Below are 17549 nucleotides of genomic sequence, written 5' to 3'. Positions count from 1 at the left end.
TTGAAAGACGTAAACAAAATAGTATTACTTATATTCTTGGTTTTGTTGGGTTGTACCAAAAAAACAGGACTAGATACTAATACAGTTTCTTCAGCAGATAGCCTACCGATCTATCTTTCTCTTGCCAATGAAGACAGCATTCCTTTCAAAATCAAGCAAAATTATAATCTTAAGGCATTAAATATTATTTTAAGCCAGAAAGATGATTCTATAAATAAAGTAAACCTTTTTAAAGTTGCCAATCGTTACTATAATATGAGTGATTGGAAAGCCTATTTCAATACTACAAAGTTGATTTTAGAGCGATCAGAGAAGTCTAAAGATTCTGTTCATATGGCTACCGCTTACACGTATTTAGGGGACTACTATGTTTCTCAATCTGTTTCTGATAGTGCTTTTATGAATTATTTTAGTGCAGAAAAGACCTATTTAAAAATAAAAGATCAAATAAATCTGGCGAAAACATTTTTGAGTAAAGCCAATTTACAATATAATGAAGGAGATTTTTTTGAAAGTGAAATAACTGTTTTTAAGACTTTGAGCATCTTAAAAAAAGAAAAAAAAGTAAACGAACTTTTATATGAAAGCTATAATTTACTTGGCGTTTTATATAATGAAAGAGAAGAATATAAAAAAGCTTTGGAATTTCAGAATAAAGCTTTACAAATTCTCCAAGATAAAGATATAGCATCAGAATTTCAATATAAGGCAGCTTCTTTAAATAATATTGGTTTCATATATATGAATATGAGCAATTATAAAGAAGCAGAAAAATATTTTGAGGAAGGACTTCAAGAAAAAAATCTTTTTCAGGACAGGGCAAGTCTGTATGCTATTTTGTTGGATAATTTAGGGTATTCTAAATTCAAGATGAATGATTCTGATCAATTGCCAGATTTGTTCTATCAATCTTTACAGATAAGAGATAGTCTTGATTTATTTTCTGGAGTAGTATCGAGTAAAATTCATTTGTCTGAATATTATGCCTTTTATAAAGATACAGCAAAAGCATTAGAGTTGTCTAAACAGGCATTAACTCTTTCGCGAAAAACTGGAAAACTTGTAAATACATTAGAAGCCTTAAAACAAACCGCAGCTGTTGATCCTAAAAATGCCTCAATTTATTCTAGAGAATATATCAAGCTTAATGATAAAATGTTGAAAGACGAACGTAAAATGGGAGAAAAATTCTCTAGAATTGCGTACGAAACCAACGAAATAAAAGATCAAAACTCTAATCTTCAAGAGAAAAATAAAACCTTGGTTTATGTTTTTAGTATTTGTACTTTGCTCGGGTTGTTTTTCTATGTTTATAAGACCCAACAAGCTAAAAACCGAGAACTCTTATTTAAGCAACAACAGCAGATTGCAAACGAAGATATTTACAATTTGATGATCTCTCAGCAAAATGAAATTGAATTGACTAGAATAAGAGAAAAGAAAAATGTAGCGCAGGAATTGCATGATGGGGTTTTAGGTCGCATGTTTGGGATTAGAATTAGTTTGGATAGTTTGGATAAACTAGATGAAGAAGAAGCTGCCATTAAAAGAAAAAAATACTTGGCGGAGCTGAAAAATATAGAACAAGATATTCGTGAAATTTCTCATGATTTAAATAGAGAAAAATCAGAATTAATTAATAATTTTATTGCGATTCTAAATAAACTATTTGAAAATCAAATAAATACGTATAATTCAAAATTGATTACCACCTTTGATCCTGATATAAAATGGGAGGAAATAAGCAACATTGTCAAAATCAATTTATATAGAATTATTCAGGAAGGGCTTCAGAATTGTAATAAATATGCTAGTGCCGATTTTATCAAAGTGGAGCTTAAAAATGTAAATAATGTTTTGGTATTAACTATCGAAGATGACGGAATAGGATTTAATACTAAGAAGACTAAAAACGGAATTGGTTTGCACAATATAGAATACAGAGCAAAAGAATGCAAAGGAACAGTTAATATTAAATCTGTTAAAGGGGAAGGAACAAAGCTCACCGTTAAAATCCCAATAATTCCTAATATTTACCAGCATAATAATGACATTTGATTTAACAGACTCAGCCTCGCAATTAGTTAAAAGAAACATCTTAATAGTAGATGATCATCCATTTATTATTGAAGGATACAAGAATGCCATTACGCGGTATAATGCTCAGCAATACGAATTTTCGATTTTTCAGGCACACGATTGTAAATCGGGTTACGAAATTATTACAGATCAAAACTCTCCTCAATTTGATATCGCTTTTTTAGATATCAGTATGCCTCCATATGAAGAAAGAGAGATTTTTTCTGGAGAAGATTTGGCGAAGCTTTTGCTAAATAGAATGCCTTCGTGCAAAATTATTCTTTTGACAATGTATACTGAATTGCTGAAAATCAAAACAATTATCAGAACGATTCAGCCAAATGGCCTTGTCATTAAAAATGATCTTACTTTTGATGAACTGCTTTTAGCATTCGATAAAGTAATGAAAAACGAAAAATATTACAGTCAGTCGGTAGTCAAAATGCTTAATCAGTCTACTCACAATGCTATTGAAATTGATCAGTATGATAAGCAGATATTAATTCATTTATCAAAAGGAATTTCTAATCAAGATATGTTGCAATACATTCCGATTTCTTTAAATGCAATTGAAAAAAGGAAAAAACATTTAAAAGAACTGCTGAAAATTAAAAATGATTCTGATGATGATTTGCTGAAAGAAGCCAAAAGTAAAGGGCTTTTTTAAAATATAAATTCCAATAAAAAATAAATTCCAAATTCCAATCACTAAAGTAGCTTTTGGAATTTGGAATTTTTTATTTGAAATTTTTTAAAAATTACTCGCTCAATGCGTCCCAACCGCGTGCTTTTAAAGCGATTTTTGTGTTGGCACGCGTTACCAAATGAATTCCTTCGTTTTCTTCTGTCATATGACCAATAACTGAGAAATTCGGGTTTCCTTTTATTTTGTCAAAATCATTAATATCAATTGTAAATAAAAGTTCGTAATCTTCGCCACCGTTTATAGCTACCGTTGTACTATCTATATTAAACTCTTCGCAAGTCGAAATAAATTGAGGATCTAAAGGAAGTTTGTCTTCATATAAATTACAGCCAACTTTAGATTGCTTACAAATGTGCATAATCTCAGAAGATAATCCGTCTGAAATATCAATCATAGCTGTTGGTTTTATATCTAAAGCATGAAGTAAAGTGCGAACATCTTTTCGTGCTTCTGGTTTTAGTTGGCGTTCTACTAGATAAGTATAAGGATCTAAATCGGGTTGATTGTTTGGATTTACCTGGAAAACTTGCTTTTCTCTTTCTAAAACCTGCAATCCCATATATGCAGCACCAATATCGCCAGTTACTACTAAAAGATCTGTTTTTTGAGCTCCGTTTCTATAAACGATTTCATCTGCATCTGCTTCACCAATTGCTGTAATGCTAATAATCAGACCTTTTTGAGATGAGGTTGTATCGCCACCAATAACATCAACTTTGTATTCTTTTGCAGCGTGTGTGATTCCTGCAAATAATTCTTCTAAAGCTTCAAGAGGAAAACGATTAGAAACAGCTACAGAAACCGTAATTTGAGTTGGTTTTGCATTCATGGCGCAAATGTCAGAAACGTTTACCACAACGGCTTTGTATCCTAAATGTTTCAATGGCATGTAAGCCAAATCAAAATGAACTCCTTCTATCAATAAATCAGTAGAAACAACTACTTTTTTGTCTTTAAAATCAAGAACAGCAGCGTCATCGCCAATACTTTTTAAAGTCGATTCTTGAGTAACGTCAAAATTTTTCGTTAAATGGTCAATCAAACCAAATTCACCCAACTGCGCTATACTAGTTCTCTGCTGATTTTTATCTTCAATCATTTTTGTTAAGTTCCAAAGTTATTAAGGTGCAAAGGTACAAAGGTTTTTTTTAAAGATGCTAAGATTCTGAGATGCTAAGGTTTTAAGTTTTTTTCTCTTTTTAATACTTATCGTTTCATGCTAAAATGAGCTTTGAATTCTTGAATAGCACCATTTTGGGTATAGGTAACATGAAACCAGTAATCGGTAGAAGGGAGCTGACTGCCATTGAAATTTCCATCCCAGCCAGCACCGGAAGGTTTTATCATAGTTATGAGTTTTCCGTAACGATCAAAAATAGTGATAACTGCATCGGGCTGATCTGCGAGGTCGGGAATATTCCAAGTGTCATGATAACCATCATTGTTTGGAGTGAAAAATTTAGGGTATTTAAGTACTTTGGCAAATAGAATAAGATTGTCACAATTGGCTTTTGTATCTCTTACCGTAATTGCATGTTCTCCTGAATCAACATTCTGGAAAATGTTGCTGGTTTGGAAATCACCATCATCTAGTTGATATTGATAAGTTCCGAAACCGGAAGTGACATTTACTATAATATCTATACTATCTTCAAATTCACCCGAGACGGTAACAGTCGCAATTGCAGGACTGGACTTTTCGACAGTCACAGTTGTTGGATTATAACCGCAATCGTTCCCAACATCAGGTACATTTTTGATTGGGACAACAGTATAAACTCCATCTTGAACAGCTGTATAAGTTGGTCCTGTACCCATTTTTGTATTGTTTAAATACCATTCGATAGTATAATCAGGAGAATTAATTCCCGAATTTAATTCGACCGAACGCTGTAAAGTTCCTGTTTTATAATCAACACAAATTGCTTGGTTTTGTACGGTAAAATTTTTTAATGGATAAATTGTAATGTAAAAATCATCCTGAGCAAAGCAACTCGAATTTGTTGGCGCTACAGCATAGATATACATTTTTTGACTAGCATTTATTTTTTGTCCTGCCGCATATTGAGTTCCTGTTCCGTTAGGCCCGCTGTAATAACTTCCAAAGGCTAAAGATGGCAAAGTGTAACTTTCGCAAATTGCAACATCAGGTGTGTTTGTTAATATAGGGGTTTGAGAGATAGTAACAGAAAAACTTTTTTCGCTAACACAAGTTAGACGTGTGCCTACAATGGCATAAACATACACGGTTTGAGAAGTTGTTAATATAGTTCCGACAGGAATAACAGGGCCTTTTCCGCCTGGTTGTGCATAATAATTACCCAATTTTAGAGGAGGCAAAGTATAACTGTCGCAGACATTTATGTTACTAAACTCACCAACATCAATTCCGTTGTAATTAATCTTAAAAAAAGTTTCATTACTGCAAGACTTAAAATCTGCCCATTCATTATAAATATAAATCGTTTGTGTTGTATTGATTCCGGTTCCCTCAACAATTTGAGTTCCTAAGCCGTTTGGACCTCCTGTTGCGGTATAGTATTTTCCATTTTTAAGTTTTGGAAGTTGAAAAGTCGTGCAGGTTACAACATCAGTAAAACTGTCGACAGGCGGAAGAGATCTTATTTCAACAACGAAACTATGTTCATTTGCGCATTCAGGTCCGACAGAATAAACATAAATAGTTTGTGTTGAGGTAATGATGTCTCCTGCTCTTAATTGTGTACCTCCACCATTGGTTTTTGTGTAGTAATTGCCATTTGTCAATGGCGGTAGCACATAGCGGGCACATTCTAACCTATTCGCTGGCATATCTACCAATGGAAGTGGTTTTATCGTAATGACATATTTTAGATTTTCGGTACAATTGGGAGAAGTTGTAGTTGCAGCATAATAATACACCGTTTGCGAATTGGTAATCACAGTGCCTGCCGGAATAGTTTTGCCTTGACCACCTGGACTTTCATAATAACCACCAATAGAAATTGCAGGCAAGGTAAAGCTTCCGCATTGGGAAATCGGAACAAAGATTGGAGAATTAACAATGTCAATTTTAAAAGAATGCTCATTGGTACATCTTCCATCATTTGCAAAAATATATATAGTCTGGCTTGACGTTATTTTATCTCCTGCAGTTAGAGCATTTCCTGAACCTCCAGATGATGTAAAATAATTTCCCTTTGCTAAAGGAGGCAATGTATAAGAATCACAAGTCACGACATTTTCAGGTTTATCTATTTCTGGCAAAGGATAAACTGTAAAAGGCACCGCTATGTCACGACAGACCGAGCCATCTATTACGGCATAATAATAAATAGTCTGACTGCTTGTAAATGCTGTTCCTTCTGGTATAGCGTCACCTCGCCCTCCCGGTTGTGTAAAAAAGCCACCCGCAGCCACCTGAGGAACGATGTATTGACCACAGGCTTCTTTTTTAAAACCAATTTCGTAAATCAAGGTTATATTAAAGCTACTCTCATTACTACAATTGTTTAAAGTTGAGGCTGTGTAGATATATATGGTACCGCTTTTGGTAATAACATCTCCAGGATTGAGTTTTGTTCCCGTCCCATTTATCGATGTATTATATTCTCCATTTGTAATTGGTGGCAAAGTATAGCTGTTGCAGGCAATGACATTTGGAAAATTATCAACTGGGGGTAGCGGATTAACAATGATATTGAAATTTACTGTAGTATAACAAACGGAGTTTCCAACATTTTCAACGCGAACCCAAATCGTTTTCGGTGATTGTTGCAAATTTGTAATAAATGCTTTCGGATCTTTAATATCATTTCGGCCATTATTAGCATCTGTTTGGCTATTGTAATAACTGATTTTATATTCTGAAGAATCTAACCCGTTTAAGATAATGCTCTCTTGAGCAGTTAAATCAACGACAGCATTTTTAAAAATGTTACCGCATACATTGATGTCTGGTGGTTTTACAACATTGATGGGATCAGTTATGAGTAAATTAAATGAAATTAGATTGTAGCAAAAAAAGGTTTTGTCATCAATAGGAGCAACCTTTATATAGATCGTTTGATTGCCAGAACTTGTAAAAGATTTTAATTGATCTTCAGGTATGACGGGGCTATTTGCATTGGCTGAAGTTAAAGAATCAAAATAATAAAGAATAAATTTAGTGGGATCAATTCCTAGTTCAGTTAGATTATTTTGGGTTAAATCATATTGATAAATCCCGCTTGAGCTGTAACAGGCAGTTAAGTTTTTAGGAGTTTTAGTAATCAGATCTTGAACTACGACTTCATCTTTAACTATACATCCAGAAAGTGTTGCAGTCACTCCGTAAGTTCCGGCTTTATCGATTGTCAAAGAATTACTGGTTTCATTTGGAATTACGTTGCCATTTAAAGTCCAAGTGTAACTGAAATTACCAACAAGATCAGATTTAAGCGTAATTTTTTCGTTTTGACAAATAGTTCTGTCAGGACCTAAATCCATGGTAGTCATAAAACTGCCACCTTTTATAAAAACTGCCGAATCGTAATTACTGTCATTATAATCTCCAATTGCTAATTTTATGCGATAAGTACGATTTGGAATTACCGTTGAAGAAGCCGTTAAAACTTTGGTTTCGCCTCTCATATTAATCGCTGATTGAGCAGGATTTGTCACATTATATCTGTCGAATAAATTGGCATTTGCAGATAAACATGATGAATTATACTGCTGATCTCTAATGTTCTTTACCGAAACAGGTGTAGTAGTTCCAGGTACTACAGCAAGATTTGTAGAAATTCCCGTTGTTAAATCGGTTAAAATAAAAGCAAAAACATCGCTAAACCCACATTGAAATTCTCCGTATTCATTCGATGCAAAAAGAAAATCAAAGCTGAAATTACTAGACAAAGGAGTAAAGTCAAATTGAATAAAACTTACATCTGTAACAGGAACAACTTGACCGTTGGTATCACTGATAACCTGTAAATCGCTATCAGTGGCATTATTCAATCTAGTGCTTTCATTGTTTCCAGTATAAGATCCTTCTGCATATTTGGCAACTCCATTTCTAATAACGATTCCGCTCGAAATTGGAAAGTTTGGATTTGTATTTGTGAATTTTCCAATACCCTGATGTGAAGAGAATTTAAAATTACTTTCGTTAGAACAGCCATTTTGCATCAATTCTGCTCGAACCAGTTCAGGTATGCCCAAAGTTGTAGTGTCGACAACTATTCCTTGCGATGAAGATATGGCCGAATAAAATAATAAAAGTAGAAGTAGAGCAGATCTCATATTTCATATTTTTATTAGTTGGGTTACTTAAAATTACGAAATTATTTCTTATTAAAATTATGATTGTCATTATTTTATGATTTTTTAGAAGTTGTTTGAATAAAAAGGAATAAAACGTTTTGTTGTGTTAAATTCTAAAAAGATTTAGCGAATACTTAATTTCAAATGGAGTTTTTAAATAAGGACGAATAAAATTTCTTAAAAATTATTTTTTCCTGCTGACAAACTGTTGTCACCGGCCCATTTTACTTTTGAAGTATAGAAATTTAAAACCTAAAAAATCATGAAAACATTAGAAGCACAAGTAATCAGTTCAGAAGATTTATTGAAACATTGGCAAGGTCACCGCGCTTTAACGCGCCGTGTAATTGAAATTTTTCCTGAGAAAGATTTTTTTGAATTTTCAATTGGCGGAATGAGACCTTTTTCAAAATTAGTTGATGAGCTTTTAGCAATTGGAGCACCAGCAATGAAAGGAATTGTAAATAGAGATGCTCAGCCTTATCAGGAAGGAACAGAAAAATTAATTTTCAAAGCGCAATATTTGGAAAAATGGGATGAAGCAACAGAAGAAATTAATAAATATTGGGAACAATTATCGGTCGAAGATTTCAATGAAACTTTCAATTTGTTTGGACAGTATGAATTTCCTATCATTCATAATATTCTATATTTTATTGACAATGAAGTGCATCACCGTGGACAAGCTTATGTATATTTAAGAGCATTAAATATCGAACCGCCATTTTTCTGGGAAAGATGATTTCTCTGAAAAGAAAACAAAAAAAACTCCCAACGAAAGAATAGAAGTTCTCTTTGGGAGTTTTTTTATGAAAGCCTTTTTTTGTGGATTTCAATTAATTGAAGCACATTGGTTTTTAATATTTCTGGTTCGAGAATTTCTGCATAATCTCCGAACATGAGAAACCATCTTGGAAAAGCATTATTAATATCTCTGGACATAAATGTCATTTCAATTTTTTCATCCACTTCTTTTTGCGAAATAAAACCGTGATACTTTTTCTCAGACGATAAATATCGTGCTATTTTCCTGTCAATTAAAATACGAACTTTCGTTGTTGGACAAGTCGTTTCTTCTTTAGTTAGATAGGTTTCTAGGGCATCATGTTCGATTGTAAAATCGTGTTCGGTTTTTTTAATTTCTTGAATCCTGTCGGTTCTAAACTGACGGTAATCTTTTCGAAGATGACAATATCCTAGAAAATACCAATTGTTATTATCATGAAAAACTCCTATTGGTTCCAGATTTCGTTGAGTGGTTTCGTCTTTGTCGAAAGTTTTGTACGTTAGAAGAATCTGTTTTTTTTCTGCAATACTTTCAAAAAGAACAGCCAAAGTGTTAGGAGAATTGTCATTGAACATTGGTTCGGCATTCTGCATTACAATTTTCGATTCAATATTCGAAAGATAGTCTTTATCAGTACTTCTCAATACCGATTTTAACTTAAACATCGCCGACGCATAATGTGTTCCTAAAGAAGGATCGGTAAATTTTTGCATTAATTTTTCTGCAGCAATAAAACTGCTTACCTCTTCGCGTGTAAACATAACCGGTGGAAGTCTGTATCCTTCCATTAATGCATAACCAACGCCAGCTTCACTATAAATAGGAACTCCCGAAGCTTCTAGTGTTCTTATGTCTCTGTAGATAGTTCTCAAACTGCAATCAAAACGATCGGCTAATTCCTGCGCTTTTACAATCTTTTTCGATTGCAATTGAATAAGAATAGCAACAATTCGGTCAAATCGTTTTGGAGTTTCGTCGAGCATTTTTTTTAAGATTCTAAGGTTCTGAGTCGCTGAGGTTCTAAGTTTTTTTCTAATTGAAAAGATTCAAAGATACAAATGAAAAGATCAAAGGAAATAAAAAAATCTGTTCCAATCTAGAACAGATTTCTTGATTAAAGTTATATCGAATCTGAAACTATATTTTTTCGGTTTTGTTTTTGATTTTTTTGTCGACATACTTTACGTAGACGCACTGCGGTGCGTCTACGTAAAGTATGTCGTTAAATATAGCCTGATAAAATATATTAACCACAAAGTTTATCTGTAGAGACGCACCGCAGTGCGTCTACACAATCTGAATCGACAAACAAATTCGCCATAAATGAAAAACCCAACAACTTTTACGTCATTGGGTTAGTCTATTATCTTTGTTCTTTAATCTTTTATCTAAAAAAATCTAGTCATTCAATTTCAAAACAGCCATAAATGCTTCTTGCGGAATCTCAACGTTTCCTACTTGACGCATACGTTTTTTACCTTTTTTCTGTTTTTCAAGAAGTTTACGCTTACGCGAAATATCTCCACCATAACATTTTGCGGTAACGTCTTTACGAAGTGCTTTAATTGTTTCACGAGCGATAATTTTTGCTCCGATTGCAGCCTGAATCGGAATGTCAAATTGCTGTCTCGGAATCAATTCACGCAATTTCTCGGTCATTTTTTTACCGATGTTGTATGCATTATCTTCGTGAATCAATGCAGAAAGTGCATCAACAGTTTGAGCATTTAGAAGAACGTCTAATTTAACTAATTTAGAAGTTCTCATTCCGATTGGAGAATAATCGAAAGAAGCATAACCTTTAGAAACTGTTTTCAAACGATCATAAAAATCGAATACAATTTCAGCCAAAGGCATATCAAAATTCAACTCAACTCTTTCAGTTGTTAAATATGTTTGGTTGGTAATTAAACCACGTTTTTCAATACACAAACTCATTACGTTTCCAACGAAATCAGCTTTTGTAATGATTGTAGCTTTAATAAAAGGCTCTTCAACTCTGTCTAGTTTTGAAGGCTCTGGTAAATCTGATGGATTATTTACAACTAATGGAGTGTCTGGATGTTTTTTAGTGTAAGCCAAATACGAAACGTTAGGAACTGTAGTAATTACAGTCATATCGAACTCACGCTCTAAACGTTCTTGGATAATTTCCATGTGAAGCATTCCTAAGAATCCGCAACGGAAACCAAATCCTAATGCCGCAGAACTTTCAGGAGCAAAAACTAATGAAGCATCGTTCAATTGTAATTTTTCCATTGAAGAACGCAAATCTTCGTAATCTTCAGTGTCAACTGGATAAATACCAGCAAATACCATTGGTTTTACATCCTCAAAACCCGTAATCATATTCGTCGTCGGAACTTTTGCATCGGTAATCGTATCTCCAACTTTTACTTCTCGAGCTTCTTTAATTCCAGAAATCAAGTAACCAACGTCTCCTGCCGAAACTACATTTTTAGGAACTTGATTTAATTTTAAAGTTCCAATTTCGTCAGCAAAATATTCGTTGTCTGTAGCCATAAATTTAATTTTCTGGCCTTTTTTGATTTCACCATTTACAACTCTAAATATAACTTCAATTCCACGGAATGGATTATAAACTGAGTCAAAAATTAAAGCTTGTAATGGTTCTTCTGGATTTCCTTTTGGAGCAGGAATTTTTTCGATAATGGCAGCTAAGATATTTTCAACACCAAAACCTGTTTTTCCAGATGCGTGAATAATATCTTCTAATTTACAACCTAATAAATCGATAATATCATCACTAACTTCTTCTGGGTTTGCGCTTGGTAAATCAACTTTATTTAATACTGGAATAATTTCCAAGTCATTTTCAAGTGCTAAATATAAATTTGAAATCGTTTGTGCTTGAATACTTTGTGCAGCGTCAACAATCAAAAGTGCTCCTTCGCAAGCAGCGATAGATCTAGAAACTTCGTATGAAAAGTCAACGTGTCCAGGAGTATCAATTAGGTTCAAGATATATTCCTCGCCTTTGTATTTGTATTCCATCTGAATGGCATGACTCTTAATGGTAATACCGCGCTCGCGTTCCAGATCCATGTTGTCAAGCAATTGCGCTTTTTCTTCACGAGCTGTTACGGTTTGAGTTGCGCCAAGTAATCGGTCTGCCAATGTACTTTTACCGTGGTCAATGTGTGCAATAATGCAAAAATTACGTATCTTCTTCATTTTAATATATCGGTTCTCTAATCGATTTAAGTCTTTTTTGGGAATAATTCACACTAAAACAATTGCTTTAAAGCGTGTTATTAAGGCGCAAAGATAGCGCAAAGTTTTGGATTCTGGAATGCTGATCTCAGATACTTGAAAGATGTGAATTAAAATTGGTGTTAATATTCAAAATTAAACCCTTTTTCAGTTAATTTTTTGTACATCTCATCATCAAATTTATAAAGTTTGGCTGCTCTGTGCGAAACGTCTTGTTGCTTTTCATCCAATGCCGTCAAAAGTTTCATGTGCAGAATCTTTCGTCTAAAGTTGGATTTGTCCAATTCGATTCCCAAAATTTCTTCGTACAAATGCATTAACTGTAATAAAGTAAATTTTTCTGGAAGAAGGTTAAAGCCAATTGGAGCTTGACGAACTCTGTTTCTCAATTGCAATAAACTGAAATCTAAAATCTCGTTATGATCAAAAATCAATTCTGGAATTTCGTTGATCTTATACCATTTTGCTTCTATAACTTTTAAACTCGCTTTGATATTATAATCTTCTCGGTTGACTAATGTGTAATAACCAATTGTAACCACACGTCTTTCTAACACACGTTTCGGATTTGTAAAGGCTTTTAATTGCTCTAAATAAATGTCTTCAAGACCAGTAAGTTCATGCAAAATACGTTGTGCAGCATCATCGGCACTTTCATCATGCTGAAGCCACCCTCCGAGAAGTCCCCATTTGCCTTTACTTTCGCCTTGAGCGTGCTGAACCAAGAGAACTTCGAGACTCTCTTTGTTAAATCCGAAGAAAACACAGTCAATCGTGATTCCGTCTACGGCTGGTTTGTGGTTGTTAGTAGTTATTTCTGTCAATGTAATGTGTTGTTTCGAATTACAAAAATTAATGTTTTTGGCCGGTTGGGTTTAATTATTTTCAACACATAGAAACATAGTTTTTATAAAATTTAAAAAAGGCGTTTCACTAATTTAAATGCACATAGTTTTGCTATGTGTGGAAACTGGTTTCTTTTGATTTCTTTTTTCAATACAAAATCTATGTTTCTATGTGTTAAAATGTTTTTTTAGTTTAAACCAAAGGGCGTTTTTTTATTCATTTTAGATAAAAAATCAAAATTCGAAATTGAATCCTTTTTCGGTTAATTTGGTATAAATCTCTGGATCAAATTTGTACAATTGAGCGGCTCTATGCGATACATCTTGCTGTTTTTCGTCTAAAGCAACCAATAATTTCATGTGAAGAATCTTTCTTCTAAAGTTAGGTTTGTCCATATCGATTCCTAAAATTTCTTCGTACAGCTGCATGAGTTGTAAGAGTGTAAATTTTTCGGGCAATAAATTAAATCCAATCGGTGTTTGGCGGACTTTGCTTCTAAGATGTTTTATGCTATAATCTAAAATTTCATTATGATCGTAAATCAAATTCGGAATTTCGTTGATTTTGTACCACTGTGCATCTGAAGCTGTAAAACCTGCTTTAATATTGTAATCTTCTCTTTTTACTAAGGCATAATATCCAATTGTAATAACACGTCGCAGCGGAAAACGGTCTGGATCACCAAAAGCTTTCAATTGTTCTAGATAAATATTATCAAGACCTGTAAGTTCGTTCAACAAACGATGGGCAGCGGCATCTGTACTTTCTTTTTTATAAATCCATCCTCCCGGCAGACCCCATTTTCCTTTACTGATACCCTCGCCATGCTGTACCAAAAGTACCTCTAAACTTCCCTGATCAAAACCAAAAATAACGCAGTCAATCGTGATAGCATTCATGGCGCTGTGTTCATTTTTTGGTGCAGGTTTGTCGTCTACATTTTCAATCATACTCGAGATAAATTTTGACAAATTAAATAAATAAAATGATTAAGAAGCTTCTTAAAAGCTTTATATTTTTTTTAACGGAACAAAAAATTGATAATCAATAGGTTAAAAAAGTCTGAAAAAAACACTCTTAATTAGATTGATTCTTAAGTAACTGATTGTCAATTTTATAAAACGTTGTTTTTTCTATATTTTTTATTTCAAATCTAATTCAAATTTTACAGCATTCATAAAAATGAAATGGGAATTATTAGAATTGAAAAAAATTAACCCTAATATTTTGTTAATATAGAAAATTTGTTTTACACTTGTAGTCAAATTTACCATAAGATAAATTCAAATTGACCATAAGTAAAAAAAGCAAAGCTACAACTTAACTTAAACTTACCACAATTGTTTTTTTAGAAATTGATTTTCGAATCGATTTTAATACTTATAGTCTGCAAGTACTAAATGTTGGAAATGAGATTCAGGCCCTCATTTTTGGCATGACCTGCTTGGGAAGTTTTTTCCGGATTTGGCTTAGGGGAAGGTTTACTAACTATAACTTAAACTTAATCATTTCTTATTATGAAAAGCAAAAATTGTATCCAAACAAGGCTTCCATATTTTATGGCGGTACTGCTTAGCGTATTTATGATGCAGTTTGGATTTGCACAAGAATCTAAAACTGTAAGTGGAACAATCACTTCTGCCGAAGACGGATTTGGAGTTCCAGGAGCAACTGTACTTGTACAGGGAACAAAATCGAGTACTGTTACCGATTTTGATGGAAAATATAAGGTGGAAGCCAAAACAGGCGATGTTTTAGTAATCACTTTCGTAGGATTCAAAACACAAAATATTAAAGTTGGCGATCAAAAAGTTGTCGACGCAGTTTTACAACCAGAAACTGCAGAACTAAAAGAAATTGTTGTAATTGGTTACGGTACTCAAAAGAAGAAAGTAAATACAGCTGCAACTTCTTTGGTATCAGGAAAAGACATTCAGCAAGTGGCGAGTCTTGATGTTACAAATGCTTTACAAGGTCAGGCTTCTGGAGTTTCAGTAACTTCATCTTCTGGTCAGCCAGGTGCGAATATGGTGGTAAATATTCGTGGTGCAGGTACAGCTGGTAACAGTGATCCGCTTTATGTTGTAGATGGTGTTGTGGTAGATAACGGAATCGGATATCTTGACCCATCTGTTATTGAAAGGGTTGACGTTTTAAAAGATGCTTCGGCAGCTTCTATCTACGGGGCGAGAGCGGCAAACGGAGTTATTTTAGTGACAACTAAAAAAGGAAAAGACGGTAAAATGAATGTGTCTTTCAACTCATACACAGGTTTTCAGCAGATTGCTAAAAAACTGGATTTGATGAATACACAAGAATATACCACAATTATTAATGAAGCTCGTGTAAATTCTGGATATTCTCCATTATATACTAAAGCTCAAATTGCTGCATTTCCGAATCACGATTGGCAAAATGATTTATTTAATGAAGGTGCAATGAAACAAAACCACTCTTTATTAATTACAGGCGGTGACCAAAAATCTACTATTGCAACGGGTTTATCTTACTACGGGCAAGAAGGTATGATTGGAGGATCTACAAGTCAGTCGCAATACGATCGTGTAACTTTTTCAGTAAACTCTACTTCAGAAGTGATTAAAGACCATTTGAAAATTGGAGAAAACTTTACTTTTTCAAACACAAAATCAAGCGGAATTGCTGATGATGGTATTTATAATAATGCCATTAGAGCGTTCTTAAATGCTGCACCAATTGATGCTGCTTACGATGAAAATGGAGATTTTGCTCGTTCAATTATTTCGAATGACGTTACAAATCCAGTTGGTTCTTTGTATTACAACAACTTCAACCAAACAAAAAACAATCGTTATGTTGGTAATATTTTTGCGGAATTAAAAATTATTAAAGACTTGACTTTCAGAACTAGTTTTGGTGTTGATATGACAGACAGTAACTACCGTTCTTTTAGACCAGTTTATTCTCTTTCTTCAAATGATAATAATACAGTTTCGAGCGTTACACAAAGTTCTACAAAATCTTTAGGATGGATTTTTGAGAATACACTTCAATACAAATTCACTTTAGCTTCTTCTCATAATTTCGATGTTTTAGTAGGTACTTCTGCTAAAAAGAATACTTCTGATTATATGGAAGGTCAAGGAAGAAACTTAATTTTTGATGATTTTGCTCACGCTTATTTGGATAATGCAAAAGATCCAACATCAAATGTGGTAAAAGGAAATCGTAAAGATTATGCAATCCAATCTTATTTCGGGCGTTTGTTGTACGATTACAACAACAAATATTTATTCTCTGCAACAGTTCGTCGTGACGGTTCATCAGAATTTGGTCCAGACAATAAATATGCTATTTTCCCTTCATTCTCTGCAGGTTGGAATTTAGATAAAGAAGCTTTCTTCAAAGAAAATAAAGTTTTAAATACTTTCAAATTAAGAGCGAGCTGGGGACAAAATGGTAACGACCAATTTGGTAGAAGATTTGCTTACTTATCAACGGTAAACTCAACAGACAAAACATATCATTTCGGAACTGGAGATGAAACTTTATTAGTCGGTTCAAGTCCAGATCAGTTGGCAAACCGTAACCTAAAATGGGAAACTTCTGAGCAGTTAGATTTAGGTTTTGATGCTACTTTGTTTGAAAAACTGACTCTTACTTTTGATTATTACGATAAAAAGACAAAAGACTGGTTGGTTCTTGCTTCTATTCCGACTTATGCTGGAGCAACTGCGCCTTATATTAATGGTGGAGACGTAAGCAATAAAGGTTTTGAAATTGGTTTAGGTTACAGAACTCGTATCGGTAAAGATTGGAATTTCGGAATCAACGCCAACCTTTCTAAAAACAAAAATGAAGTGTTGAGAATTGCTAACAACGAAGGAATCATTCACGGAGAATCGAACGTTTTATTCCAAGGTTTAGACGAAATGAACCGTGTTGAGGTTGGAAAACCAATGGGTTATTTCTACGGATTAAAAACAGACGGAATTTTCCAAAATGCTGCTGAAGTTGCAGCAGGTGTTCAACCAAATGCGCAACCTGGAGATGTACGTTTTGTGGACTTAAATGGTGATGGAAAAATCGATGCAAATGATAAAACACAAGTTGGAGACCCGAATCCAGATATTAACTACGGTATCAATTTGGATATTTCATACAAAGCGTTTGATTTGACTATTAATACTTACGGTATTGCTGGAGGACAAAACGTTTTTGGAATTCACGATTATACTCGTGCTTACACAAACAACACTACTGATGTGTTAAACAGATGGACAACTGAAGGAACTTCAAACAGAGTTCCAAGAGTAACTTACGGAACTGATGCAAACGGGAATTACACTAAATTCTCAGATTTATATATTCAAGATTCAGATTTCTTCAGAATTAAAAATGCAACAATCGGATGTGATTTAACGAAGCTGACAACAAAACTGAGCTTCTTCAGTAAATTCAGAGTATACGTTGCAGGAAATAACATTTATACATTCACTAAATACAAAGGAATGGATCCAGAAATTGGTTTCGGAAACGTAAATCAATCTTGGGCGAAAGGAATTGATGTTGGATACTATCCACAGCCAAGAACTTATATGATGGGGTTAAATGTTAACTTTTAAATTTTGAAAA

At 33.7% G+C, this 17549-nt stretch carries 10 protein-coding genes; 4 read left to right on the top strand and 6 right to left on the bottom strand.

Going from position 1 to position 17549, the window contains the following annotated elements:
* Both HNP35_RS01405 and HNP35_RS01400 read left to right on the top strand, forming a co-directional pair.
* Positions 1-2058 carry a tetratricopeptide repeat protein gene (locus HNP35_RS01405; protein WP_246453297.1) on the top strand — a complete coding sequence of 686 codons (2058 nt, stop codon included), beginning with the start codon at positions 1-3 and terminating at the stop codon, positions 2056-2058.
* Positions 2048-2746: a response regulator gene (locus tag HNP35_RS01400; protein ID WP_184159163.1), complete on the top strand. Its 699-nt coding sequence runs from the start codon at positions 2048-2050 to the stop codon at positions 2744-2746. The genes HNP35_RS01405 and HNP35_RS01400 overlap by 11 nt, the downstream gene beginning before the upstream one ends.
* 91 nt (positions 2747-2837) lie before the next feature.
* Here HNP35_RS01400 and thiL read toward each other — a convergent pair whose 3' ends face one another.
* Together thiL and HNP35_RS01390 are read right to left on the bottom strand one after the other, a co-directional pair.
* Positions 2838-3884, bottom strand: a complete 1047-nt coding sequence (gene thiL, locus HNP35_RS01395; protein ID WP_184159165.1) for a thiamine-phosphate kinase — start codon at positions 3882-3884, stop codon at positions 2838-2840.
* Between the two features lie 107 nt (positions 3885-3991).
* The gene (locus HNP35_RS01390) at positions 3992-8047 is read right to left on the bottom strand and encodes a T9SS type B sorting domain-containing protein (protein WP_184159167.1); all 4056 of its coding nucleotides are present in this window, start codon (positions 8045-8047) and stop codon (positions 3992-3994) included.
* Between the two features lie 283 nt (positions 8048-8330).
* Here HNP35_RS01390 and HNP35_RS01385 point away from each other — a divergent pair, with 283 nt between their 5' ends.
* On the top strand, positions 8331-8810 hold the full coding sequence (locus HNP35_RS01385) for a DinB family protein (RefSeq protein ID WP_184159169.1): 480 nt from the start codon (positions 8331-8333) through the stop codon (positions 8808-8810).
* 65 nt (positions 8811-8875) lie between these two features.
* On the opposite strand, the gene HNP35_RS01380 is transcribed toward HNP35_RS01385, so the two are convergent.
* From HNP35_RS01380 to HNP35_RS01365, 4 genes are all read right to left on the bottom strand, one after another.
* Positions 8876-9838 (bottom strand): helix-turn-helix transcriptional regulator, encoded by a 963-nt coding sequence (locus tag HNP35_RS01380; RefSeq protein ID WP_184159171.1) that lies wholly within the window; start codon positions 9836-9838, stop codon positions 8876-8878.
* A gap of 415 nt (positions 9839-10253) precedes the next feature.
* Positions 10254-12050 carry a translation elongation factor 4 gene (gene lepA / locus HNP35_RS01375; RefSeq protein WP_184159173.1) on the bottom strand — a complete coding sequence of 599 codons (1797 nt, stop codon included), beginning with the start codon at positions 12048-12050 and terminating at the stop codon, positions 10254-10256.
* A 161-nt stretch (positions 12051-12211) separates the two neighbouring features.
* Positions 12212-12913, bottom strand: coding sequence for an NUDIX hydrolase (locus HNP35_RS01370; RefSeq protein WP_184159175.1), 702 nt, complete (start codon positions 12911-12913; stop codon positions 12212-12214).
* A 255-nt stretch (positions 12914-13168) separates the two neighbouring features.
* The gene (locus HNP35_RS01365; protein WP_184159177.1) at positions 13169-13885 is read right to left on the bottom strand and encodes an NUDIX hydrolase; all 717 of its coding nucleotides are present in this window, start codon (positions 13883-13885) and stop codon (positions 13169-13171) included.
* Positions 13886-14452: 567 nt separating this feature from the next.
* On the opposite strand from HNP35_RS01365, the gene HNP35_RS01360 reads away from it, so the two are divergent.
* Positions 14453-17539: a SusC/RagA family TonB-linked outer membrane protein gene (locus tag HNP35_RS01360; protein WP_184159179.1), complete on the top strand. Its 3087-nt coding sequence runs from the start codon at positions 14453-14455 to the stop codon at positions 17537-17539.
* Positions 17540-17549: the final 10 nt, after the last annotated feature.

It is taken from the genome of Flavobacterium notoginsengisoli (genome assembly GCF_014207905.1).
In the GTDB taxonomy this organism is placed as follows: Bacteria; Bacteroidota; Bacteroidia; order Flavobacteriales; family Flavobacteriaceae; genus Flavobacterium; species Flavobacterium notoginsengisoli_A.
The sequence above is the reverse complement of the archived record's forward strand: the minus strand, read 5'-3'. Positions and strand labels throughout refer to the sequence as shown.

What these genes read in the sequence shown, in the direction of transcription:
- HNP35_RS01400 (WP_184159163.1), top strand. Translation starts at nt 2,048, where the DNA reads ATGACATTTGATTTAACAGACTCAGCCTCGCAATTAGTTAAAAGAAAC.
- thiL (WP_184159165.1), bottom strand. Translation starts at nt 3,884, where the DNA reads ATGATTGAAGATAAAAATCAGCAGAGAACTAGTATAGCGCAGTTGGGT.
- HNP35_RS01390 (WP_184159167.1), bottom strand. Translation starts at nt 8,047, where the DNA reads ATGAGATCTGCTCTACTTCTACTTTTATTATTTTATTCGGCCATATCT.
- HNP35_RS01385 (WP_184159169.1), top strand. Translation starts at nt 8,331, where the DNA reads ATGAAAACATTAGAAGCACAAGTAATCAGTTCAGAAGATTTATTGAAA.
- HNP35_RS01380 (WP_184159171.1), bottom strand. Translation starts at nt 9,838, where the DNA reads ATGCTCGACGAAACTCCAAAACGATTTGACCGAATTGTTGCTATTCTT.
- lepA (WP_184159173.1), bottom strand. Translation starts at nt 12,050, where the DNA reads ATGAAGAAGATACGTAATTTTTGCATTATTGCACACATTGACCACGGT.
- HNP35_RS01365 (WP_184159177.1), bottom strand. Translation starts at nt 13,885, where the DNA reads ATGATTGAAAATGTAGACGACAAACCTGCACCAAAAAATGAACACAGC.
- HNP35_RS01360 (WP_184159179.1), top strand. Translation starts at nt 14,453, where the DNA reads ATGAAAAGCAAAAATTGTATCCAAACAAGGCTTCCATATTTTATGGCG.